Consider the following 20,527-nt stretch of genomic DNA (forward strand, 5'->3'; position numbering starts at 1 on the left):
CACGTCGGCGTCCAGCAGGCAGGATGCCCGATGTGGGGAACACTCGCGCCCGCTACCGGCGGATCCTTCGATTCGCCGCGCGATACATCGTCCAGACGTGGTGGTACGAGCTCGTGCTGCCGCGCATCGGCTTGGGCAAGGTCGCGGCGCGCGGGCGCGAGGCGCGGCTGACGACGATCGCCCGGCACTTCCACGCGCTCGCTGTCGACCTCGGCGGCCTCATGATCAAGGTCGGTCAGTACATGTCGTCGCGGCTCGACGTGCTGCCGCCCGAGATCACGCGCGAGCTGGCCGGCCTCCAAGACGAAGTGCCGCCCGTGCCGTTCGACGCGATCCGGCAGCTCGCCGAGGCCGAGCTGGGCGTGCCGCTCGAGCGGGCGTATGCGTCGTTCGACCCGACACCGCTCGCCGCGGCATCCCTCGGCCAGGCGCACCGCGCCACGCTCTCGCCGCTCGACGCCGCCGACATGGGCTACGACGAGGCCGTCGTCAAGGTGCAGCGACCGGGCATCGAGACGATCGTCGACGTCGACCTGTCGGCGCTGCGTCGCGTCGCCGGATGGCTCAGCCGCGTGCGATTCGTCGCGAACCATGTGGACGTCCCGTCCCTCGTCGAGGAGTTCGCCACCACGAGCCTCGAGGAGATCGACTACCTGCACGAGGCGGCCAACGCCGAGCGATTCGCCGCGAGGTTCGCCGGCGACCCGCGCGTCGCCGCGCCCGAGGTCGTCTGGGAGCGCACCACGCGCCGCGTGCTGACGCTCGCCGACGTGACCGCCATCAAGATCAACGACCGCGCGGCCCTGCTGGCCGCGGGCATCGACCCGAAGGCCGTCGCGAAGCAGTTCGCGACCGTCATGTTCGACCAGCTCTTCCGCGACGGCTACTTCCATGCAGACCCGCACCCCGGCAACATCTTCGTCACGCCGGTCGAGCGGGTGACGGATGCCGCGTCGCCGGCCGCGAGGGGCACGGATGCCGCGTCGCCGGCCTCGAACGTGACGGCTGCGGCATCCCCTCGCTCGTCGCCGGCCTACCGGCTCACGTTCATCGACTTCGGCATGATGGGCGAGGTGCCCGACGGATTGCGCCGCGGCCTGCAGCAGCTCATGCTCGCGGTCGCCGCGCGCGACGGAAAGCGCCTCGTCGAGAGCATCCGCGGTGTCGGCATCCTGCTGCCGTCGGCCGACACGGCCGAGCTCGAACGCGCGATGTCCGAGCTGTTCGCCCGCTTCGGCGGGATGGGCCTGGCCGAGGTGCGGCAGGTCGACGAGCGCGAGCTGCGCAGCTTCGCGATCGAGTTCGGCGAGGTGGTGCGGGCGCTGCCGTTCACGCTGCCCGACAACTTCCTCCTCATCATCCGGGCGATGTCGCTGACCTCTGGCATGTGCAGCTCGCTCGACCCCGACTTCAACATGTGGGACGCCGTCGAGCCCTACGCCGCGCAACTCCTGCGCGACGAGCGCGGCAATTTCGTGCAGGCGCTCGGGCAGCAGGCGCTGTCGTATGCGAGCACGCTCGCCGGGCTCCCCCAGCGCGTCGACGCACTCGCGACCCGTATCGAGGACGGGCGCGTGGTCGCGAGCTCACCGAAGATCGAGCACCGGATGGTGCGACTCGAGAACGCGGCCCAGCGGGTCGTCTCGGCGGTGCTGTTCGTCGGCCTGTTCCTCGGCGGGGTCCTGCTCCGCAACGACGAGCCGGTGTGGGGCATCACGCTGATGGTGCTGTCGGTGATCCCGTTCCTGCATGCCGTGTTCGCCGGGCTGTTCGGCCGGCGGCGCGGGCCGCGGTGACGGCCGCGGTGACGGATGCCGCGCCTCCGCGGCATCCGTCGTGCAGGTCAAACCCGCTCGAACACGATCGCCGCAGGGAAGCGCTTGAGCACCGGCCGGAACGGCGCCTTCGCGCGACGCTCGGCCTCAGCGGCGTCGACGATCCGCGGATGCACCAGTTCGACATCGCGCCCCTTCCACCGGAGGGATGCGCCACCGGATGCCACGACGTTGCGCGCCCAGTTGGTCGTCCCGCCCCACGGCAAGCCGATCATGATGATGGAGGCATCCGTCGTCGGCACCACCGCGATCGGCGTCTCGTACGCGGTGCCGCTCCGGCGCCCTCGGTGGCGGATGATCGCCCAGATCGGGGTCCAGCGGCGGCCCGCCAGGGCTCGTGCGACGGGCGCGGTCGCGTTCACGAGCCGGCGGGGCGGCCCGCCCGAGGCGCGCGGCACTTGCGGTCGGGACTGTTGGGGCGTGTCGTTCATGGAGAGAGCGTCGTTCATACAGGGAGAACGGATGAGCCGGGCCGGATGTGACATCCCGCGGCGAAATTCGACGCGGCATCCGTGCTTGCGTCACATTCGCGGCCGATGGATCGTCTACATCTCATGACCGAGTTCGCCGACCTCTGGACCGCGCACCGGCCCGTCGTGCGCGACGTCGCCTACCGGGTGCTGGGTTCCGTGGCCGAGGCCGAGGATGTCACCCAGGAGACCTACATCCGGCTGCTCGCTCGCGGCGACGAGCCCGACGCGGCGCCGCTCGACGACCCGCGCGCCTGGCTCGTGACGGTGGCGTCGCGACTCTCGATCGACCGGCTGCGCGCGCACGAGCATTCCCGCCGCGGGTACGTCGGGCCCTGGCTGCCTGAGCCGATCGTCACCGACGATCGCATCCTCCCCGAGGACCGGGTCACCCTCGACGACTCGGTGCGGATGGCGCTGCTCGTCGTGCTCGAGCAGCTCACGCCCGCGGAGCGCACGGCGTTCCTCCTCCACGACGTCTTCGACCTGGGGTTCGACCGCATCGCGGACGTCCTCGGGGTGAGCCCGGCGAGCGCGCGGCAGTCCGCCTCGCGTGCGCGGAAGCGGATCGCCGCGCACGGCGAAGCCCGGTTCGCCGTCGACCCCGTCGCCGCCCGCCGGCTGACGGAGCGATTCGCCGTCGCGGCATCCGACGGCGACCTCGATGGGCTGGTCGAGGTGCTCGCGACGGATGCCGCGGGCCACTTCGACTCGGGTGGCGTCTTCCCGGACGCGCCGACCGAGGTGGTCGTCGGTGCCGAGAGGGTCGGCCGTCGATTCCTCGCTGCAGTGGGCGGTCTCGGCGTCGACTTCGAGGTCGCGGAGGTGAACGGCGAACCCGGGATCGTCGTTCGCCGCCGGGGTCGGGTGCTCGCCGTGCTCGCGCTCGAGTTCGCCGACGGCCGGATCTCGGCCATCCACGGCGTCGGGAATCCGAAGAAGCTCGGGCACGTGCGGTGAGGTGATCGTGGTGGGCGCGTGCTGCGCCGCCACGCGGCATCCGTCACCGTTCGCCGGCACGCGGCATCCGTCACGGTTCGCCGTCGGCCAGGATCGTCTCGAGCCGGGCTCGGCATTCGGCGACGAGCTCGACGGTGACGGATGTCGCGCGCTCAACGGAAGGGAGGCGACTTGTCCTCCACAGGCGAACAGCGGGTCGACTCATCCACAGGCAAATCCCCGATCATGGGCGCTTTCCACGCGCGATCGAATGTCAGTGGGTGGGTGCAGGATCGAAGCATGGAACAGCCCCCACAGCACGAGCAGCCGCTGCCGCTCATCGCGCTCGAGCGCGACGTCGCGGCGCTGTGCGAGGCGTGGACCGGGTCCCTGCCGGCCGCAGGTGCCATCAGCGGAGGTGCGCAGGTCGAGGTCGAGCAGATGAGCGACAGCGGGCTCGTGCGGGTCACCGATGCGCTGGCGATGGTTCGGCGAGGGGTCGACGTCATGCTCGCGAGGGTCGCGGCGGAGGTGACGAAGCGATCGGCGCAGGAGTTCGGTGACACCGGGCTCGCGAAGGCCCAGGGATTCCACAACCCGGTGCGACTCATCGCCGCGTCGACCGGAGCATCCCGAGCCGACGCGCAGAAGCTGGTCGCCGTGGGCACCGCCACCGCGACCCGGCAGACGTTCACCGGTGAGCGGCTGCCCGCGCGGCATCCGCATGTCGCCGCTGCGCTGGACGCAGCGAAGATCGGCATCGAGGCGGCGTCAGCGATCACTTCGATGCTCGACCGGGCGTCGGCGAGGGCCGAGGCGACCAGCATCGATCACGTCGAGGCGGCGCTCGTCGACCTGGCAGCGACGGTGCCGCTCGAGACGCTCGTTCGCGGCGTGCGAGAAGCGGAGGCGCGACTCGATCCCGACGGGGTCGAGCCGCGCGAGGAGCTGCTGCGCATGGAGCGTTCGTTGACGATGCGTGAAGACGGGCGGGGCATGGTCAACCTGCACGCCCGCCTCGACCCCGAGAGCGCCGCGCCGGTGAAGGCTGCGATCGAGGCGCTGGTCAGCGACGTGCTCCGGCGACGCGAACCCGGCGACGGCGATCCCGATCCCGTCGTCGACGACCACCGGTCGATCCCGCAGATCCAGGCCGACGCGCTCGCGGCGCTCGCCCGCCACGCGCTCGGCTGCACGCAGACGCTCACGCCGCTCGCGAAGACCACCGTGGTCGTGCGCGTCGACCTCGACACCCTCGTCACCGGGCTCGGACACGCGCGGATCGACGGACTCGATCAGCCCATCTCCGCCGGCACGGCGCGCCGCATGGCGGCGGACGCCGAGCTGATCCCCGCCGTCCTCGGTAGGGAGAGCCTCCCGCTCGACCTCGGAAGGGCGGCACGGCTGTTCACCAAGGCCCAGCGGCTCGCACTCGGCGAGCGCGACGGCGGTTGCGCGTCATGCGGCCAGAACATCGCATACGTCGAAGCACATCACATCTTCTGGTGGCTCCGCGATGCCGGCCCGACCGACCTCTCGAACGGGGTCCTCCTCTGCAGTTTCTGCCATCACATGATCCACCGCGACGGGTGGGAGATCCGCCCGGGCGCGACCGAGGTGTGGTTCATCCCACCGCCGCACGTCGACCCGGCGCAGGTGCCACGACTCGGAGGTCGGGCCCGCTTCGAATTGCAGCGACGCCAGGCGGCGTGACGCGCTCGCTTGAAATCTCGCGCCGCGCGCCGACGTTGCGAACCCGCCGCCCTGGAGCGTGCCCCGGACGGTGCGAACCCGCCTCCCGGGGGCGTACCCCGGACATTGCAGACCCGCCGCCTGGGGCGTGCCCCGGACATTGCGAACCCGCAGCCCGGGGGGGCGTGCCCCGGACATTGCAGACCCGCCGCCTGGGGCGTGCCCCGGACATTGCGAACCCGCAGCCCGGGGCGCGCGCCCGACATTGCGAACCCGCCGCCCCGGGACGTGCCCGGAACGGCGGGTGAGTCGGCTCGAATTACCCGCCGCCCGGGGGTGTGCCCCGGAACGGCGGGTGAGTGGGTTGAATCTCAGTAGCCGTAGAACCCGCTGTAATAGCCGCCGACCCGCTCTCGGTAGGTGGCGTCATCCCAGTTGGTTCCTTCGTCGAGTTCGGGTGAGTCCTTGATCTGGTCCTTGGTCAGGTCCACATACACCCGCTCCTCGGCGTCATCGACTCGGTCGATGGTCCCAGCCGGCAGCAGGACCTTGCGACCGAAGATCCATGGGCCGGTGTCGACGACGATTTGGCTCGCGCCGACGTCGTAGGTCGCCTCATCCACCTTGCCGATGTGGCCATCGGTGGCGTGCACCTCGTACCCGACGATGTCTGCGCTCTGCGCGGTGCGCGCGGCTGACGTGCGGTAGGTCCACGCGTCCCATGTGGCGCTCATCGTTCCTCCCTTCGCAGGTACCCGTGCGGGCCCTGATCGTGATGGGTGATTACGTCCGACGGTAGGTCGGCCGCAGAGCCGATCCCAGAGGGTTGACAGCGCGGTGGCGGCGCTCTGCGCAGGGCTCCACCGCGGATCGGCAACTGCCAGACTGGCGTGATGCAGAACGCCCCGATCGACGAAGCGGCCGCGCGCGAGTTCTGGGGGCAGTACCGAGCCGCTCACCCGGCGCAGGCGACCGACTCGGAGCTGCCCCCGGCCGAGAACTTCGGCGACCACCCCGAGCTCACCGACGAACTGCTCGAGCTCGTGCTCGCCGGCACGAAGCGTGCGACCGCAGGCCTGGTGAAGGAGTTCGAGCTCGACGAGCAGCCGCTTCCGAGGATCGGCAGTCACTGGATCGCGTGCGACTCGCACGGGCGACCGCGAGTCATCCTGCGCAGCGTCGAGCTGCGCGTCGGCGACTTCACGACCGCCGACGAGGCGTTCGCGTTCGACGAAGGCGAGGACGACCGATCACTCGCAACGTGGCGCGAGGGTCACAGCCGGTACTGGCGCCGCGTCGGTGCCGCGTCGGGCTTCGAGTGGACGGAACGGGACGAGATCGTCTTCGAGCGCTTCGAAGTGGTGTGGCCGGAGTTCGCCAGATGACCCATCTCCGCACCGCGATCACCGGCGGCACCGGATTCGTCGGACGCCACTTGGCCGAACGGCTCGGGCCCGAGGCATCCGTCGTCGTCTCGCGCCGCACCGGCGTCGACACCGCCGACGTCGATGCGCTCGCCGCCGCGTTCGCAGGGTGCGATGTGGTTGCGCACTGCGCGGGCATCAACCGCGAGATCGGCGACCAGACCTACCGGCGCGTGCACATCGAGGGCACGGCCAACGTGATCGAGGCGGCGAAGCGAGCCGGCGTCGGCAAGGTCATCATGCTGAGCTTCCTGCGGGCACGACCCGACTGCGGATCGCCGTACCACGAGTCGAAGTGGGCCGCCGAGGAGCTCATCCGCGACTCCGGCTTGGACTACACGATCCTGAAGGCGGGCATGATCTACGGCCGGGGCGACCACCTCATCGACCACCTCAGCCACACGGTGCAGACGCTGCCGGTCTTCGCGACCGTCGGCTTCCGCGAGCGCCCGATCCGGCCCATCCCGATCGAGGACCTCACCGACATCCTCGAAGCAGCAGTCGACGCACGGATGTCGCGCGAGACCGTCGCGGTCGTCGGCGCCGAACAGCTGAACCTGTCGAAGGCCGTGCGGCGCGTGGCATCCGTCGTCGACCGCCGAGTGATCGTGGTGCCGTGGCCGGTGTGGGCGCAGTACGCGCTCGCGCAGGTCGCCGAGTGGACGATGAAGGTGCCGCTCGTCTCGAAGGCGCAGGTGCGCATGCTGGCCGAAGGCGTGACGGATGCCGCGCCGCCCGCGACATCCGTGCCCGAAGACCTGCGACCGCGGCGGATGTTCACGGCGGATCAGATTCGCGGTGCGCTGCCCGAACCCGGCGGGTTCGGATGGCGCGACCTGCGGGTCAGCCGCTGACCTCGGCGCGAATCGCTGGCTCAGCCCGGGGGCCCTGACGCCGATCGACCCCAGAAGTGGGGCAGCTCCCTTCGTCGGGGCTGAGCACCCGCGGCGTAGTGTCGCGAATGACACCGAGGGGGGCTGCGATGCGGAACTCGAGATGGGCGGTCGTCACGGTCGCGACGATCGCGGTGCTCGTGTTGGGTGGATGCGTCGCGGCGCCGGCGGGCGACGGTTCGTCGCCGTCGACCGCTGCTGCTGATGCCTCCCTCGACGCCGACGTGCGGGCGCAACTCGAGGACGCGCTCGACGAGGGCTTCGCGGCATCCGGAATGCCCGGTGTGACCGTCGGGCTCTGGATCCCCGGCGAAGACGAATGGGTGGCCACCCGAGGCGTGTCGGACCTCGCCTCGAACGAGCCGATGGACCGGACCAATCAGTCCAAGATCGGGAGCATCACCAAGACCCTGGTCGGCACGGTTGCGCTGCAGGTGATCGGGGATGGAGAGGTCGGACTCAAGCTCGACGACACGATCGACGAGTGGTATCCCGATTTCCCGCTCGCGGACGAGATCACCGTTCGAATGATCATGAACATGTCGAGCGGCATCGGCAGTCCGGGCCAGGCGCAGATCGATCGGATCTGCGCGGATCCGTATTCGACGATCACGCCCGATGAGATGATCGCGATCGGCGCAGCGACGCCGCGTGCGGACTTCGCCCCCGGCGAGGGAGACAACTACTCGGGATTCAACACCTTCCTCCTCGGGCGCATCCTCGAGAAGACGACTGGCACCGACCTCGGCACGCTGATAGACGAGCACCTGGTCGGGCCGCTCGGGATGACGCGCAGCCGGTTCGCTCCCGACGGGGTGCTTGCAGAGCCGCTGAACCACGGCTACTCCGAGTTCTGCCCGCAGCTCCCGCAGCCCACCGACACCACCGACTGGGCCAACCACGAGTCCTGGGCCGCCGGAGCCATGCTCTCGACGATCGACGATCTCCACACCTGGGGCGTCGCACTCGGCGACGGGTATGGGCTCACCCCGGAACTGCAGGCCGCACGCATCGCCGACCGTGCGCCCGGGGCCGTGGCCCCGGGGTACGAGTACGGCCTCGCCGTGCTGGTCCACGTCGACCCCGACTCCGGCTGCCTCCTCGACCTCAGCCACAGCGGCGCCGAGCCGGGATACGGCGCGCACGTGCAGTACTTCGAGGGTTCAGAGGCCGTGCTCGCCCTGATCGGCAACGGCGACGGTGGCACCGGCGAGGAGTTCGCCAAGGTCCTCAGGGCGCTGCTCCCGGTGCTGCCGGAGTCGGTGGCCGCCACCTCGAACGACGCATGTGACGAGTAGACGGCCAGCATCGCTCGTCACCGGCAAGCGTCCGAGCCCGATCGTGTCGCGCCTCGCGCGCTAGGTTGGTGCAATGGAGCCCGGTGAGGTCGGGATCGAGATCACGCCGATCCTGTCGGCCTCCTCGCCCGAGCCCGAATTCGCCGCTCAGCTCGACGCGCTGCTGCGCCGCACCTGCAGGATCGCCCGCGCGCTGACCAGCGCCGAGCTGGCGGCCGCCAAGCTCTGGATCGGCGACAAGTCGCAGGCACGCAAGTACTTCAGCATGAGCGAGAAGTACGCCGCGTTCCGTGACTTCCGAGTCGACCCGAGGGGCGACGGCCTGCACGGGATGAGGATCGCACCCGGCGAGGTCATCCGCCTGACGGATGCCGAGGTGCTGTCGCATCCGCTCTACCAGGCCTTCGGGCCGTTCGCCGACGCCCACCCGCCGATGCGTGGATGGCTGGCCACGAGTGTCTGCGGCGACGGCGGTCGACGACACGGCATGCTGCAACTGAGCGACAAGAGCAGTGGGCGCGACTTCGACGAAGCCGACGAGGCGAACATCCGCGAACTCGCAGCCCTGATCGGTGAGACACTCGACGCGCTTCGACTGGCAGCCCAGCGACGGGCGTAGCTGATCGGGTGCTCGCACGCTCCCGAGCGCGTGACGGATGCCTCGCGGTGCACTACGCCCAGCCGAGCTCCCGCAGCCGCGCGGTGCACTATGCCCAGCCGAGCTCCCGCAGCCGAGCGTCGTCGAGCCCGAAGTAGTGGCCGATCTCGTGCACGAGCGTGATGCGCACCCGGGCCCGCAAGGCGTCGAGATCCTCACTGCGCGCCTGCATGTTGTTCTTGAAGAGCGTGATCCGGTCGGGCAGCTCGCCGTAGCCGTAGACCCCGCGCGTCTTCAGGGGACGCCCGCTGTACAGCCCGTACAGCCGCGGCCACTGCCCCGCCGGCTGGTTCTCGATGAGGATCGCGACGTTCTCGAGTCCCCGGACCATGTCGTCGGGCAGCCCGTCGTACACCTCGCCGACCATGCGCTCGAAGTCGTCGTCGGAGATCTCGACCATGTGTCGATTGTCGCTGCTCGGAAACGGACGGGGTCGCGCCTTCGCGGTGAGCGAAACGACCTCGCCGAATGACGGCCCATGGCCCGCCAGACGGATGCCTCGCCGAGGACGTGCTCGGCGAGGCATCCGCTCGCTCAGCTCGTGCGCGCCCGGTCAGGCGGCGCCGAGGTCGCGCATCGGGTTGCCGCTCGTGGGGTTCGCCGGCTTCACCTTGCGTCGCTCGCCGTTGACGAGCACCGTCACGTTGCTCATGTTCGAGGCGCGGTCGGCCACGACGTCGTATGAGACCACCGTGCCGTCGCGCCATTCGCAGCTCACCGAATAGCCGCCACGAGCCCGAAGACCGGTGAACGAGCCCGACGGCGCCCAGTCGTCGGGAAGCGCGGGCAGCAGCCGGATGACGCCGTCGTGGCTCTGCAGGAGCATCTCGGCGATGGCGCCGGTGATGCCGAAGTTGCCGTCGAGCTGGAACGGCGGGTGGTTGCACCACAGGTTCGAGAGGGTGTTGTAGGTGAGGAGGCCCCGCAGCATGATGCGGGCGCGCTCGGCATCGCCGAGGCGGGCGAACAGGGCAGTGCGCCAGGGCCAGGTCCATGAGCGGCGACTGTCGCCCGACACGGTCCCCGCCGTGAACGGAACCCCGTCCTTCTCGCCGCAGCGCGCCTTCAGCGAGACGAGCGCCGCGGCCGCGAACTCGGGCGTCTCCGGAGTGATCTGCCGGCCCGGGTACACCGCGAACAGGTGCGAGGTGTGCCGATGGATGTCGGTGGGGCTGTCCCGGTCGGCCTGCCACTCCTGCAGCTGTCCCCAGCTGCCGATCTTGTTCGGCGCGAGCCGGGACTGCAGGTCGGCGACCGTCGCGCGGTACTCGGCGTCGATCCCGAGCGCGTCGGCGCAGTCGAGGTAGTTCTGGAAGAGGTCCCAGATGATCTGCTGGTCGTGCATCACGCCGTCTTCGCGGGGGCCGTGCTCGGGTGACCAGCCATTCGGCGAGACGAGCGTGCCGTCCGGCAGCTCCTTCAGGCGGTCCTCCCAGAACTCGCAGATCTCCTTGATCATCGGATAGGCGATGTCGCGCAGGTACGTCTTGTCCTGCGTGAACGCCCAGTGCTCGTAGAAGTGCTGCGCGTACCACGCGCTCGAGACCGTGTTCCACTCCCACGCATTGCCACCGAAGATGCTCTGCGAGGTGCGAGCGGTCCAGCCGCGGGTGTCGGCGCCGAACGCGTTGCGCGTGGCGACCCGGCTCGGCACCGCCACCTGCTGCACGAAGGCGATGAGGGCCTCGTGCGACTCGGGCAGGTCGGTGGTCTCGGCGCCCCAGTAGTTCATCTGCACGTTGATGTTCGTGTGGTAGTCGCTCGCCCAGGCCGGCTGGTTGCTCTGGTTCCACAGCCCCTGCAGGTTCGCCGGCAGGCCGCCGGGCCGAGAGGAACTCTGCAGCAGGTAGCGGCCGAAATCGTACATCGCCTGCTCGAGCGTCGGGTCGGGCTCGCCCGCACCGTAGCGTGCGAGGCGTGCCTTCGTCGGCAACGCGAGCACCGCGGCATCCGTCTCGCCCCATTCGACGGCGGCTCGTGACATGAGCGCCGAGACCTGCTCGACGTGCTCGTCGCGCAGCTCGTCGTAGGCTCGGCCCGCCACCGCGTCGAGCGCCGCGTCGATGCCCGGCTGGGGGGCGTCGCCGCGCCAGCCGTCGGCGGCGCTCAGTCGGTAGTCGGTGCGGGCGTCGAGGGCGATCGTGATCACGGATGCCCCGGCCACACGCAATCCGCCGCCGGCCGCCGTGACCTCGCCATCGGTCTCGATGATGCGGGCGGTCGCCGCGTGCCGGAGTCCGTTGCCCATGGTTCCGGCGAATCCGACCCGGCGGGTGCCGGCGTCGGCGGTCGACGGCGCGTCCTCCTGGGCCGAGCTGAGGGTCAGCGTCCCGCTGAGCCCCCCTTCGCCGTCGCTCGTGTACCGGAGCACGACGATGTCGGCCTCGCGGCTCGCGAACGCCTCGCGCAGCACGCTGCCCGCGACCGTCGCGAAGTGGGTCGTGTGCAGGCCGACCGTCGGGTCGAGCGCCCTGCGGTAGGCGACGACGGTGCGCTGGCTCCGCGTGTCGAAGCCGCTGCCGGTGAGGGCGGCGCCCGCGATCCGGAGCGCAGCCGGCGCGGTGAACGTGATCCGGTAGAGGGAGTACGCGGCGCTGTTCGCGAACGTGAACGTCTTCGTCTCGCCGCGCCCGGCGAAGGTCACCCCGTTCTTCGTGTCGAGCGTCTGCCAGCCGATGCCGTCGTTCGAGGCGGCGAGGGTCCAGCTGCTCGGATCGTGGGCCGGGTCGTCGGCCGCACTCATGATCGCGTAGCCCGTGAGTGCTCGCCTCGAGCCGAGCTCGAGCTGCCAGATCGCACCGTCACCGGCTTCGTCGACCTGCCAGACGGTGGATGCCTCGCCGTCGATGCTGCCCACGAGCGAGCCCTCGTGCCCGCTCGGCGAGGAGACGTAGACGGTCCCGCCCTGCGCGAGGTCGACGCCTCCGAGCGCGATCTCGGCCACCTGGAAATGACTGACGCCCGGCTTCGGGACGATGTCGATGCGATAGAAGCGATAGGCGGTCGAGTTCGGGAACTGGAACGTCTTGGTCTGGAATCGTTGCTCGAACGGTGTGACTGAGCGCGTGTCGAGAGGCGACCAGGTGCTCCCGTCGTTCGAACCGAGCACGGTCCAGTCCTGCGGGTCGCGCGCGGGTACGTCGTTCGCGCTCGTGAAGCTGTACGAGCTGACGACCGCCGGCGACGGCAGCTGCGCCTGCCAGATCACGTGCGACGGTGGCGCGATGATGCACCACTTGGTGTTCGGGCTGCCGTCGTAGGTGTTCTCGAGTCGTTCGGAACCTGAGATCTGGTACGGCCCACCCGGCGACGTCACCTCGGGTCGAGCACCGAAGGCGACCTTCAGCGTGCCGAAGTTGCGATAGGAGCCGAAGCCCATCATGCCGGTGTCGAAGGCCCCGTCGGGCTGGCCCGCGAGGGCGTTGTCGTAGTCGTTGACGCCGCCCCACAGGCTCTGCTCGTTGAACTGCACGACCTCCTCGTCGGGGTTGCCGAACAGCATCGCGCCGAGCCGGCCGTTGCCGATGGGCAGCGCCTGCGACTCCCAGTCCGTCGCCGGGGCACCGTACCAGAGCGCCTTCGGCGACAGTGCGGGCTGAGGGATGCCGCCCGCTGTCGCGGCGGTTGCGAATCGTCCGGCGACCGCTGCGGTGGCAGGCTGGGCTGCGAGGAACTGTGGGATGAACGGGGCGAGTGCGACGAGGCCGCCGAGTTGGAGCGCGCGACGGCGCGGGAATTCGCGTTCGAGCATAGGGACCCTCCGGAGCATCATTGATCTGGTGTTTCGCGAAGTAGATTCGCGATTTCTCAGGAAAATCGCGAACGCAGCCCATCATGTCGGATTAAAGATCCGATGTATAGCCCTCGTCGAGTGCGGTCAAGCGGCAGCGCACTGCGCGAGCACTGGGGCGAGTGCGCGAAGTTCTTCGCATGCGGTGTCGGATCGCGGCATCCGTGTTCGTGGCATCGGTGAGAGGCTGCCCGGAGTGGGCGCCCAGGAGAGGACCACGATCATGAGGCTGATCACCAACACCCAGATCACCGTCGACGGCGTGATGCAGGCGAACGGCGGCAACAACCCAGAGTTCGATCCCGGATTCGACCGCGGCGGGTGGGCGCTGCCTCTGGGCGATCAGGAGTCGGTCGACTACATCGGCGACTACTACCTGCGTGCCGACGCGTTCCTGTTCGGGCGGCGCACCTATGAGCTGTTCGCCGGCTACTGGGGCGTGCAGGACGACGTCGACAACCCGTTCGTGCGCTCGCTGAACTCGCGCCCGAAGTACGTCGCGTCCAACACGATCACCGACCCGCACTGGGCCGACACGACCGTGCTCTCGGGCGACCTCGAGGCGGCGATCCGCGAGCTCAAGGCCCAGCCGGGCGGCGAGCTGCAGGTGCACGGGAGCGGCCAGCTCATCCGCTGGCTGCTCGAGCACGAGCTCGTCGACGAGATGACGCTGATCGTCTTCCCGGTGATCGTCGGCGGCGGCACGCGACTCTTCCCCGAGACGGGCCGCGACTTCGCCCTCGAGCTGCTCGAATCGCGCACGTTCGAGCCGGGCATCACGGTGCAGACCTACCGGCCGAGCGGACGCCCGCAGTACGCATAGCGGCGGCACGCAGTACACGCAGCGAATGTCCTTGATTTCAGGAGGTGTGAGATGCAGTACCTGGTTTCCGTGATCGACGACAAGACCAACTCGGGCACGCCCGAGGAGATGGTCGCGATCGACGAGTTCAACGACCGCCTCCGCGCGGGTGGCCACTGGGTGTTCGCCGGCGGACTCGCGGCGCCCGAGACGTCGACCGTCATCGACGGACGAGGCGAGAAGCCGGTCTTCACCGACGGGCCCTTCATCGAATCGAAGGAGCACATGGCCGGCTTCTGGATCATCGAGGCGCCCGACCTCGACGTCGCGCTCGCGCTCATGGCCGACGGGTCGAGGGCATGCAACCGGCGGGTCGAGGTGCGGCCGTTCCTGGAGGTGTGAGGTCGACGGGCGCGTCTGGCTCGGAGAGGTCGGACGCGCACTATTCCGAATCGAGCTCGACCCCGACCATGGTGCTACTGAGAGTAGTATTATTGGTCACGAACCATGAGGCAACCGGACCCCGCCAAGCGCCGTCGCACGAACACGTGGGCGTTCGTCGGGCTGCTCGCCTTCGCCATCCTCGCAGCCGGCTGCACCGGGACGCCGACGCCTCCCGGCGGCCCTGCGTCGTCAGCCTCGGCGCCCACCCTGGACCCGGTCCTGCCGGTCGCGACATCCGATGCCGACCTCGCGGTGGATCGGCAGCTGGCCGAGGCGCTGGACGTCGAGTTCGCCTCCGACGCCTACGCCGGACTGACCTCCGTCATGGTCCTCGCCGACGGCCGGACCGTCTACGAGCGCTACTTCGACTCCACTGCGACCGACCACCTCCACGTCTGGTCCGTCACCAAGAGCATCGTCAGCACGCTGGTCGGGATCGCGATCGGCGAGGGGAAGATCCCCGGCGTGGGCGCCATACTCGCCGAGCTGCTGCCCGACCACGCCGAAGACATGGCACCGGCCGTCGCCGGGATCACCTTGGAACAGCTGCTGACCATGAGCGCCGGCCTCGCAGACGACCTCCCGAGCGCTGACGACGCCGTCGGCTCCATCCTCGGCCAACAGACCCTCGACCCAACCACAGGATTCTCGTATGCCAACAACAGCGCACACCTCGTCGCGGCGATCCTCGTCGAGGCCACCGGTGTTCCGCTGCTCGAATACGCCCGCACCGCGCTGTTCGACCCGCTCGGCATCGCGACCCGCCCTGCCGAACAGCCCACGTTCGCCGATTGGGCGGACCTGAACGACCTCTCGGATTTCGGGTGGTACGTCGATCCCCAGGGAATCAACCTCGGGGGCCTCGGCCTCTGGCTGCGCGCCCAGGACCTGGCCAAGATCGGCCTGCTCTACCTCGATCATGGAGCCTGGAACGGACGGCAGGTGGTGCCCGCCGACTGGGTGAAGGCGGCCACGACGGAGCACGTGCCGCTCGAGGCGGGCGTCGAAGGATTCGCTCCGACCGGTGAGGTCGGGTACGGCTACCTGTGGTGGACCAGCCTCGTCGACGGCGCCGCGGCCTTCTCGGCCAACGGAAGCTTCGGGCAGCGGGTCCTCGTCGTGCCGGCTCGTGATCTCGTCGTCGTGACCCAGGCGAACCTCGTCTCCGCGACCCGGGATTGGGCACCGGTCGACACCGCGATCAACGACGCCATCGTCTCCCTGATCGCTCCGGCTCTCAGCTGACTTCGAGGCACTGCCCTCACGGGGCCACGCACTCCCCACCGCTGAATGCGCGAGTTCACTCCGGGCGGATGCCGGAGAGACCCGCGACCGCGTCGTCGATGCTCATCGGGTCGAGCTCGACGTCTTCGACGTAGAGCGTTCCGGCGACGATGAGGCCGTCGTGGATCTGGAAGAGCGTCACGCCACGGACCTCGAACGGCTGTCCATCCGTGCGAGTCCCGTGCCAGGCCCATTCGGACCAGCTCAGCTCGCCGTCCTGCACCGAGCGGACGATCTCGGCCGCGAAATCGGGCACGCCGGCGAACATCGCGGCCCAGTTCGAGCGGACCTGCTCGCGTCCGACGAAGGCGCGGCCCGGGTGGGCCGGCTGCCGACTGTCGTAGTCAGGGTGGAAGAGCGCGACCATGCGATCGAGGTCGTGATCGTTGATCGCACGTGCCAGCCGGTCGATCACGACGCTCGCATCGCGACGCTCCTCCGAAGTCACGATTCCAGTCTGACAGAGGGACATTCGGCGGCGGATGCCGCGTGGTGCTGCTCGCGGCATCTCGACCGGTCGACAGTGTCGGTGCGACCGAGTAGGTTTCGACCGACCGCAGTCGGAGCTGACTCAGAGAACGGGGACCCACACACGATGGCCGACGTACTGCTCTTCCACCACGCACTCGGACCCACCGATGGCCTGCGCGCGTTCGCCGATGAACTGCGCGAAGCCGGCCACACCGTGCACACGCCCGATCTCTTCGAGGGGCGCACCTTCGGCACGATCGAGGAGGGCGTCGGCTACGCGAGGGAGGTCGGCTGGGACGAGATCATGGCGCGCGGCGAGCGCGCGGCGGAGGCGCTGCCGAACGAGCTCGTCTACGGGGGCTTCTCGCTCGGGGTCATGCCCGCGCAGATGTTGGCGCAGAACCGCCCCGGCGCGCGAGGCGCGCTGTTCTTCTACTCCTGCGTGCCGCCCGAGGAGTTCGGCGAGTGGCCGACCGGTCTCCCGGCGCAGATCCACGGGGCCGACGCCGACCCGATCTTCATGGAGGAAGGGGACGTCGACGCCGCACGCGCGCTCGTGGCATCCGTCGACGACGCCGAGCTCTTCCTCTACCCGAGCGACCAGCACTACTTCGCCGACTCCAGCCTGCCGGGTTACGACGCCGACGCGGCGAAGCTGCTCACGCAGCGCGTGCTCGCATTCCTCGCGCGAACCGACTGACGACTCGGCCGGCGCTCGCGCCGGGCCGAGCGGAACGGGGGCACCGATGACGAACAAGCCGGTCGTCTACGAGACGACGCACCGCATCGCCTTCTCCGAACTCGATCCGTTCCAGCACGTGAGCACCGGCAACTACGCCAGGTACTTCACCGACCACCGCATGGAGGGCCTCGCGAAGTACGCCGGCTGGGACCTCCCCACGCTCGGCACCCTGGGCTTCATGACGTGGATCCGCCGCATGGAGATCGACTTCATCAAGTCGGTCGGCGCCGATCAGGACATTACGATCACCTCCTTCGTGCGCGAGTTCCGTGGGCCCGACGCCATGATCGAGTGCACGATGACGGATGCCGCGGGCACGACCGTCGCGACGTGCCTCATGATCGTGGCCCATGTCGACGCACGAACCCGTCGGGCGACGGACTGGCCGGAGGAGCACGCGGCGCTGTTCTTCGAGGACGCGGAGGACCGACCGGGCTGGCCGGGCGTCTCGACGCGCGTCCGCCTGCGGCGGGCGCTCCTCGACGACCCGGTAGGCAGCGGGCGCTGCAGCACTGGTGAGGCTCAGTCGACGAGCGCGCCTGCCGAGAGGTTCGCGATCGCGCCGGTCATCGAGGCGGCACGATCGGATGCCGCGAACGCGAGGTACTCGGCGACCTCGTCGAGCACCGGCAGCCGGCCGAGCAAGGTCATGCCGACCAGGCCCGTGAGCCACTCGTCCCAAGGGATCCCGCCGGCGTCGGCGATGCGCCCGAACATCTCCTGCGTGTACGAGGTGGCGAGCGCATCCGACATCGCGTGCGGACGCACGCAGACCACCCGCACGCCGTCGGGCCCGAGCTCGCCGGCGAGTGCCCGCGAGAATCCCTCGAGCGCGGCCGACTGGGCCGCGTTGCCGATGAGCCCGCGCCCAGTGAGTCGCGCACCGGGCGTCGAGATGGTGAGGATCACGCCGCTCCCTCGCGCGATCATGTGCCGCGACACCGCCTTCGCCGTCACGAAGTTCGTCTGCAGGTACCCGACCACGGGGTGCAGGTAGTCCTCGAGCGACGTCTCGGCGATCGGCAGGCCCTGCACGTGGTCGAATCCCACGGCGTTCAGGGCGATGTCGATGCGGCCCGCGGCATCCGCCACCTCGTCGACGTGCCGGTCGACCGCGGCCTGGTCCATCGCGTCGACCACGGCGATCGAGACCTCCGCCCCCTCGGCCCGGGCGACGGATGCCGCAGCCTCGAGTCTCGGCAGGCTCTTCCCCGCGAGGAACAGCCGTGCCCCCTCGCGGGCGAACACGCGCGCCGCGGTGCCCCCGATCGAGCCGCCACCGCCGTGGATCACGGCCACCTTGTCGTCCAGCAGCATCGCGCCGCCTCCATTCACGTCGTCGTTGGTTCCTTGTTATGCAACCCCATAGTTGCACTTCTTGGAATGACTTGCAACCCTGTGATTGCACTTTTCGACGTCTGCGGTCCTCCGTAGGCTCGGGCGCATGAGCATCCAACGCATGGACAACGTCGCCATCGTCGTCGACGACCTCGACGAAGCCGTCGACTTCTTCACCGAGCTCGGCATGGAGCTGGAGGGACGCCAGGTGGTCGAGGGGCCCGTCCCCGACCAGACCGTGGGGCTCGACGGCGTCCGCACCGAGATCGCCATGATGCGGCCCCCCGACGGCCACGGTGGAGTCGAGCTGACCAAGTACCTCGCGCCCGCGGCATCCTGGCCCTCGCCCGCCAGCCCGGCGCCGAACACGCTGGGCCTGCACCGCGTCATGTTCGCCGTCGACGACCTCGAGGACACCGTCGCTCGCCTGCGACGGTTCGGCAGCGAGCCGCTGGGCGGGGTGGCGAACTACGAGGACGTCTACCTGCTCTGCTACCTGCGCGGCCCCGCGGGCATCATCGTCGCGCTGGCCCAGCGGATCGGGTGAGCGCAGCGCTCAACGGAGCTCGACGCGACCGAGCTCAGCGCCCGACGCAGCTCAGCGCCCGACGCAGCTCAGCGCCGGACCGGCGCGTACTTCGCGGCGATGATGCCCGACTCGTAGGTCTCGAGGCTGAGGAGCCGCAGGCCCACCGGATGCGGCGTGCGCAGCCGGTCCTTGGCGTTGCCCACCATGAACGGGTGGATGCCGGCGTGCACCTCGTCGACCAGGCCGGCGTCGACGAGCGTCGCGGCGAGCCCGCCGTAGCCGTGCGAGATGATCGAGTCGTACCGATCGCGCAGCTGCCGCACCGCCTCGGCCACGTCGCCCTCGATGAGGGTCGCGTTCCAGTCGAGCGGGCCGTTCAGGGTCTTCGACGCGACGTACTTCGGCAGCGCGTTGTAGTGGTCCGCGAAGCCGCGGTCATCGGTCTGCTTGGGCCAGTACTCGCGGAAGAACTCGTAGCTCTCGCGCCCGAGCAGCACTGCGTCGGCGCCGAAGACGAGTTCGTCCGAGGCCCGCTGCACCCCCGGATCGTTCTCGTCGAACCACTGGTCCATCTGGTCGAATGCCCCGTCGAGCGTCATCTCGAATGAGATCGTCACCTTTCCCATGCGCTCCAGCCTGCCCGCTTCGCCGCCGGATGTCACCGGCTTGCGCGGCGCGGTGGCTTTCCGCCGTCACTCGCCCGTCGGAGCGTGGCACAGCTGTTCGCGCACCCACTCCGCGGCATCCGATTGGGGCAGCTCGCCGGAACGCACGAGACGGACGAACTCGATGGCCTCGTCGCTGAGTCGCCCGTCCGCGGTGTCAGGCCCATCGCGCAGCACGTGGGTGGTGAGCCATCGCGTCATCGCTCCACCGAGCCGCGCCGCGACGGCGACGGTCCCGGCGAAGTGCCGCGCCTGCCCGTCGGTGTCGTCGTCCACGGCGGGACGGAAGCCACGGCCGCGCAGGCGATCGCGGCCACCGGATGCCGCGTCGAACGGCCAGAGCGGCCCCCGACGCACCCCGGCCGCACGTCCCAACTCCTTCAGGAACCGCCGGCTCGAGTACCCACGGGCGGCGAGTCGATCGATCGACTCGGCGAGCGCAGCGCAGGCATCCATCACGTCACTGTATGGCCGATACAGTGAGCGCAGCCCATTCCCGACCCTGCGAACCGGAGACCGATGAAGCCCACCGTCCGACCGGCCGCTGCGGCGATCGTCGCAGCGACCCTTCTCGCGTTGACCGGCTGCACCCTCGGAGCCACGCCCACGCCTTCACCGACGGCCGGGCCGTCGACGGCGAGCCCGACTCCGACGGTCGAGCCCGCACCCATCGATCCGCTCACCACGGTCACCGAGATCGTCGTGCGTCCCGAGCATCTGGATCTCCTCGACGCACAGGGCGCCGTGGTGACGACTCTCTCCTATGACGCCGACGCTGCGGCGTTCCTCGGCGCTCTCGAGACCGTCCTCGGCGCGACGCCCGTTCCCACCGAGTACATGGCCAGCATGGAGACGCCGGCGCGAACCGAGTACCAGTGGGACGGGCTGATGGTGGCGGACGATCATGAAGAGGTCGTGTCCGAGAACGGGCTCGGAGGCTACGGCCAGATCGAGATGAACGTGAGCGTGTACGCCACGGCCCCGACCGTGGGCAGCGGGGTGATCGTTCGGACGGTGAACGGCTATCAGCCCGGGGGCGATGCGCAGGCGCTCGCCGCCGAGCTCGGGGAGCCCTGGACTGGCAACGGCTACGACCAGGTGCGTGTCGAGACCGGCGAGCCGATCGGCGAGCAGCAGCCCTACAACGAGTACGAGAACGCGTACTCGGTCGCGGTGAACACCTGGGAGTGGAAGGGCGCGTCGAACACGATCCTCGCACCGTGGAATTTCGGGATCGGGCACGTCTGACACGT

The 20,527-nt window shown here is 69.6% G+C and carries 21 protein-coding genes and 1 pseudogene; 14 read left to right on the forward strand and 8 right to left on the reverse strand.

All coding sequences use genetic code 11. The features are described from left to right. Nucleotides 1-23: 23 nt before the first annotated feature. Complete coding sequence (locus FYC51_RS03830; RefSeq protein ID WP_148732335.1) at nucleotides 24-1,796, forward strand: ABC1 kinase family protein; 1,773 nt, start codon at nucleotides 24-26, stop codon at nucleotides 1,794-1,796. A 47-nt stretch (nucleotides 1,797-1,843) separates the two neighbouring features. On the opposite strand, the gene FYC51_RS03835 is transcribed toward FYC51_RS03830, so the two are convergent. Next, complete coding sequence (locus FYC51_RS03835; protein WP_187432479.1) at nucleotides 1,844-2,266, reverse strand: nitroreductase family deazaflavin-dependent oxidoreductase; 423 nt, start codon at nucleotides 2,264-2,266, stop codon at nucleotides 1,844-1,846. Nucleotides 2,267-2,389: 123 nt separating this feature from the next. Between FYC51_RS03835 and sigJ the strand changes: the two genes are divergently transcribed. Continuing rightward, a complete protein-coding gene (gene sigJ, locus FYC51_RS03840) occupies nucleotides 2,390-3,265 on the forward strand; it encodes an RNA polymerase sigma factor SigJ (RefSeq protein ID WP_148732337.1) in 876 nt (291 codons plus the stop codon). A 279-nt stretch (nucleotides 3,266-3,544) separates the two neighbouring features. Beyond that, entirely contained in the window at nucleotides 3,545-4,957 is a 1,413-nt protein-coding gene (locus tag FYC51_RS03845; RefSeq protein WP_148732338.1) for an HNH endonuclease signature motif containing protein, read from the forward strand. A gap of 350 nt (nucleotides 4,958-5,307) precedes the next feature. Here FYC51_RS03845 and FYC51_RS03850 read toward each other — a convergent pair whose 3' ends face one another. Further along, nucleotides 5,308-5,670, reverse strand: coding sequence for a PRC-barrel domain-containing protein (locus FYC51_RS03850; RefSeq protein WP_148732339.1), 363 nt, complete (start codon nucleotides 5,668-5,670; stop codon nucleotides 5,308-5,310). A 159-nt stretch (nucleotides 5,671-5,829) separates the two neighbouring features. Here FYC51_RS03850 and FYC51_RS03855 point away from each other — a divergent pair, with 159 nt between their 5' ends. From FYC51_RS03855 to FYC51_RS03870, 4 genes are all read left to right on the forward strand, one after another. Further along, the gene (locus tag FYC51_RS03855; protein WP_148732340.1) at nucleotides 5,830-6,321 is read left to right on the forward strand and encodes an ASCH domain-containing protein; all 492 of its coding nucleotides are present in this window, start codon (nucleotides 5,830-5,832) and stop codon (nucleotides 6,319-6,321) included. Then, a complete protein-coding gene (locus tag FYC51_RS03860; protein ID WP_148732341.1) occupies nucleotides 6,318-7,214 on the forward strand; it encodes an NAD(P)H-binding protein in 897 nt (298 codons plus the stop codon). Before FYC51_RS03855 ends, FYC51_RS03860 begins: the two co-directional genes overlap by 4 nt. Before the next feature lie 128 nt (nucleotides 7,215-7,342). After that, complete coding sequence (locus tag FYC51_RS03865; RefSeq protein ID WP_187432480.1) at nucleotides 7,343-8,551, forward strand: serine hydrolase domain-containing protein; 1,209 nt, start codon at nucleotides 7,343-7,345, stop codon at nucleotides 8,549-8,551. Nucleotides 8,552-8,624: 73 nt separating this feature from the next. Beyond that, nucleotides 8,625-9,170 (forward strand): GAF domain-containing protein, encoded by a 546-nt coding sequence (locus FYC51_RS03870; protein ID WP_148732343.1) that lies wholly within the window; start codon nucleotides 8,625-8,627, stop codon nucleotides 9,168-9,170. A gap of 88 nt (nucleotides 9,171-9,258) precedes the next feature. Here FYC51_RS03870 and FYC51_RS03875 read toward each other — a convergent pair whose 3' ends face one another. Both FYC51_RS03875 and FYC51_RS03880 read right to left on the reverse strand, forming a co-directional pair. Next, the gene (locus FYC51_RS03875) at nucleotides 9,259-9,609 is read right to left on the reverse strand and encodes a metallopeptidase family protein (RefSeq protein WP_148732344.1); all 351 of its coding nucleotides are present in this window, start codon (nucleotides 9,607-9,609) and stop codon (nucleotides 9,259-9,261) included. A 153-nt stretch (nucleotides 9,610-9,762) separates the two neighbouring features. Continuing rightward, on the reverse strand, nucleotides 9,763-12,960 hold the full coding sequence (locus FYC51_RS03880) for a glycosyl hydrolase family 95 catalytic domain-containing protein (RefSeq protein ID WP_148732345.1): 3,198 nt from the start codon (nucleotides 12,958-12,960) through the stop codon (nucleotides 9,763-9,765). A gap of 262 nt (nucleotides 12,961-13,222) precedes the next feature. Here FYC51_RS03880 and FYC51_RS03885 point away from each other — a divergent pair, with 262 nt between their 5' ends. The 3 genes from FYC51_RS03885 to FYC51_RS03895 all read left to right on the forward strand — a co-directional run bounded on the left by FYC51_RS03885 (nucleotide 13,223) and on the right by FYC51_RS03895 (nucleotide 15,490). Next, nucleotides 13,223-13,822: a dihydrofolate reductase family protein gene (locus FYC51_RS03885; protein ID WP_148732346.1), complete on the forward strand. Its 600-nt coding sequence runs from the start codon at nucleotides 13,223-13,225 to the stop codon at nucleotides 13,820-13,822. 51 nt (nucleotides 13,823-13,873) lie between these two features. Next, on the forward strand, nucleotides 13,874-14,203 hold the full coding sequence (locus FYC51_RS03890) for a YciI family protein (RefSeq protein WP_148732347.1): 330 nt from the start codon (nucleotides 13,874-13,876) through the stop codon (nucleotides 14,201-14,203). A gap of 105 nt (nucleotides 14,204-14,308) precedes the next feature. Further along, the gene (locus tag FYC51_RS03895) at nucleotides 14,309-15,490 is read left to right on the forward strand and encodes a serine hydrolase domain-containing protein (RefSeq protein ID WP_148732348.1); all 1,182 of its coding nucleotides are present in this window, start codon (nucleotides 14,309-14,311) and stop codon (nucleotides 15,488-15,490) included. A gap of 55 nt (nucleotides 15,491-15,545) precedes the next feature. Here FYC51_RS03895 and FYC51_RS03900 read toward each other — a convergent pair whose 3' ends face one another. Further along, nucleotides 15,546-15,977: a nuclear transport factor 2 family protein gene (locus tag FYC51_RS03900; RefSeq protein WP_187432481.1), complete on the reverse strand. Its 432-nt coding sequence runs from the start codon at nucleotides 15,975-15,977 to the stop codon at nucleotides 15,546-15,548. A 147-nt stretch (nucleotides 15,978-16,124) separates the two neighbouring features. On the opposite strand from FYC51_RS03900, the gene FYC51_RS03905 reads away from it, so the two are divergent. Both FYC51_RS03905 and FYC51_RS19875 read left to right on the forward strand, forming a co-directional pair. Further along, nucleotides 16,125-16,700, forward strand: coding sequence for a dienelactone hydrolase family protein (locus FYC51_RS03905; RefSeq protein ID WP_148732350.1), 576 nt, complete (start codon nucleotides 16,125-16,127; stop codon nucleotides 16,698-16,700). 46 nt (nucleotides 16,701-16,746) lie between these two features. Further along, a pseudogene (locus tag FYC51_RS19875) lies at nucleotides 16,747-17,085 on the forward strand (acyl-CoA thioesterase); the annotation flags it as partial. Nucleotides 17,086-17,264: 179 nt separating this feature from the next. Here FYC51_RS19875 and FYC51_RS03915 read toward each other — a convergent pair. Further along, nucleotides 17,265-18,059, reverse strand: a complete 795-nt coding sequence (locus tag FYC51_RS03915) for an SDR family NAD(P)-dependent oxidoreductase (protein ID WP_148732351.1) — start codon at nucleotides 18,057-18,059, stop codon at nucleotides 17,265-17,267. A 127-nt stretch (nucleotides 18,060-18,186) separates the two neighbouring features. On the opposite strand from FYC51_RS03915, the gene FYC51_RS03920 reads away from it, so the two are divergent. Then, nucleotides 18,187-18,627 (forward strand): VOC family protein, encoded by a 441-nt coding sequence (locus FYC51_RS03920; RefSeq protein WP_148732352.1) that lies wholly within the window; start codon nucleotides 18,187-18,189, stop codon nucleotides 18,625-18,627. Between the two features lie 68 nt (nucleotides 18,628-18,695). Here the strand turns inward: FYC51_RS03920 and FYC51_RS03925 are convergent, their stop codons facing one another. Both FYC51_RS03925 and FYC51_RS03930 read right to left on the reverse strand, forming a co-directional pair. Then, complete coding sequence (locus FYC51_RS03925) at nucleotides 18,696-19,235, reverse strand: dihydrofolate reductase family protein (protein ID WP_148732353.1); 540 nt, start codon at nucleotides 19,233-19,235, stop codon at nucleotides 18,696-18,698. A 66-nt stretch (nucleotides 19,236-19,301) separates the two neighbouring features. After that, on the reverse strand, nucleotides 19,302-19,730 hold the full coding sequence (locus tag FYC51_RS03930) for a hypothetical protein (RefSeq protein WP_148732354.1): 429 nt from the start codon (nucleotides 19,728-19,730) through the stop codon (nucleotides 19,302-19,304). Nucleotides 19,731-19,793: 63 nt separating this feature from the next. Between FYC51_RS03930 and FYC51_RS03935 the strand changes: the two genes are divergently transcribed. Then, on the forward strand, nucleotides 19,794-20,522 hold the full coding sequence (locus FYC51_RS03935) for a hypothetical protein (protein WP_148732355.1): 729 nt from the start codon (nucleotides 19,794-19,796) through the stop codon (nucleotides 20,520-20,522). The last annotated feature ends 5 nt before the right edge of the window (nucleotides 20,523-20,527 follow it).

Source organism: Agromyces mariniharenae (assembly GCF_008122505.1).
Lineage (GTDB): Bacteria > Actinomycetota > Actinomycetes > Actinomycetales > Microbacteriaceae > Agromyces > Agromyces mariniharenae.

What these genes read in the sequence shown, in the direction of transcription:
- FYC51_RS03830 (WP_148732335.1), top strand. Translation starts at nt 24, where the DNA reads ATGCCCGATGTGGGGAACACTCGCGCCCGCTACCGGCGGATCCTTCGA.
- FYC51_RS03835 (WP_187432479.1), bottom strand. Translation starts at nt 2,266, where the DNA reads ATGAACGACACGCCCCAACAGTCCCGACCGCAAGTGCCGCGCGCCTCG.
- sigJ (WP_148732337.1), top strand. Translation starts at nt 2,390, where the DNA reads ATGACCGAGTTCGCCGACCTCTGGACCGCGCACCGGCCCGTCGTGCGC.
- FYC51_RS03845 (WP_148732338.1), top strand. Translation starts at nt 3,545, where the DNA reads ATGGAACAGCCCCCACAGCACGAGCAGCCGCTGCCGCTCATCGCGCTC.
- FYC51_RS03850 (WP_148732339.1), bottom strand. Translation starts at nt 5,670, where the DNA reads ATGAGCGCCACATGGGACGCGTGGACCTACCGCACGTCAGCCGCGCGC.
- FYC51_RS03855 (WP_148732340.1), top strand. Translation starts at nt 5,830, where the DNA reads ATGCAGAACGCCCCGATCGACGAAGCGGCCGCGCGCGAGTTCTGGGGG.
- FYC51_RS03860 (WP_148732341.1), top strand. Translation starts at nt 6,318, where the DNA reads ATGACCCATCTCCGCACCGCGATCACCGGCGGCACCGGATTCGTCGGA.
- FYC51_RS03865 (WP_187432480.1), top strand. Translation starts at nt 7,343, where the DNA reads ATGCGGAACTCGAGATGGGCGGTCGTCACGGTCGCGACGATCGCGGTG.
- FYC51_RS03870 (WP_148732343.1), top strand. Translation starts at nt 8,625, where the DNA reads ATGGAGCCCGGTGAGGTCGGGATCGAGATCACGCCGATCCTGTCGGCC.
- FYC51_RS03875 (WP_148732344.1), bottom strand. Translation starts at nt 9,609, where the DNA reads ATGGTCGAGATCTCCGACGACGACTTCGAGCGCATGGTCGGCGAGGTG.
- FYC51_RS03880 (WP_148732345.1), bottom strand. Translation starts at nt 12,960, where the DNA reads ATGCTCGAACGCGAATTCCCGCGCCGTCGCGCGCTCCAACTCGGCGGC.
- FYC51_RS03885 (WP_148732346.1), top strand. Translation starts at nt 13,223, where the DNA reads ATGAGGCTGATCACCAACACCCAGATCACCGTCGACGGCGTGATGCAG.
- FYC51_RS03890 (WP_148732347.1), top strand. Translation starts at nt 13,874, where the DNA reads ATGCAGTACCTGGTTTCCGTGATCGACGACAAGACCAACTCGGGCACG.
- FYC51_RS03895 (WP_148732348.1), top strand. Translation starts at nt 14,309, where the DNA reads ATGAGGCAACCGGACCCCGCCAAGCGCCGTCGCACGAACACGTGGGCG.
- FYC51_RS03905 (WP_148732350.1), top strand. Translation starts at nt 16,125, where the DNA reads ATGGCCGACGTACTGCTCTTCCACCACGCACTCGGACCCACCGATGGC.
- FYC51_RS03915 (WP_148732351.1), bottom strand. Translation starts at nt 18,059, where the DNA reads ATGCTGCTGGACGACAAGGTGGCCGTGATCCACGGCGGTGGCGGCTCG.
- FYC51_RS03920 (WP_148732352.1), top strand. Translation starts at nt 18,187, where the DNA reads ATGAGCATCCAACGCATGGACAACGTCGCCATCGTCGTCGACGACCTC.
- FYC51_RS03925 (WP_148732353.1), bottom strand. Translation starts at nt 19,235, where the DNA reads ATGGGAAAGGTGACGATCTCATTCGAGATGACGCTCGACGGGGCATTC.
- FYC51_RS03930 (WP_148732354.1), bottom strand. Translation starts at nt 19,730, where the DNA reads ATGGATGCCTGCGCTGCGCTCGCCGAGTCGATCGATCGACTCGCCGCC.
- FYC51_RS03935 (WP_148732355.1), top strand. Translation starts at nt 19,794, where the DNA reads ATGAAGCCCACCGTCCGACCGGCCGCTGCGGCGATCGTCGCAGCGACC.